Origin of the sequence: Aeromonas sp. ZOR0002 (assembly GCF_963866995.1) — a bacterium.
Lineage (GTDB): Bacteria > Pseudomonadota > Gammaproteobacteria > Enterobacterales > Aeromonadaceae > Aeromonas > Aeromonas caviae.
Genome location: NZ_CAWMFQ010000102.1, coordinates 1 through 274 on the forward strand (window position 1 = coordinate 1; position 274 = coordinate 274).

The window sequence follows — 274 nt, forward strand, 5'->3', positions numbered from 1 at the left end:
TCCATCATCCTGCCCTGATGTGGCCGCTGGGTGTTGTAGTGCTCCAGGTAGCTGTTCAGGTCTGTCTGCATCTGCTCTACCGACTCATACCAGGTCGTCCTCCCCTTGATACGGAAGTGTTCATCCAGCAGGGTGCGATGTAGCCGCTCGATAAAGCCGTTGCTCTGCGGTCTGCGTACCTTGGTGGTCCGGTGCTCAATCCCCTCCAGTTGCAGGAACAGCTCGTAGGGATGATGGTCAGGGCGCCCGCAGAACTCGCGCCCGTTGTCCGACA

General features: G+C 59.1%; 1 protein-coding gene. It reads right to left on the bottom strand.

Annotation, left to right across the window (positions count from 1 at the left end):
- On the bottom strand, nucleotides 1–274 hold a 274-nt coding region (locus AACR77_RS05910; RefSeq protein ID WP_042880329.1), incomplete at both ends, for an integrase core domain-containing protein.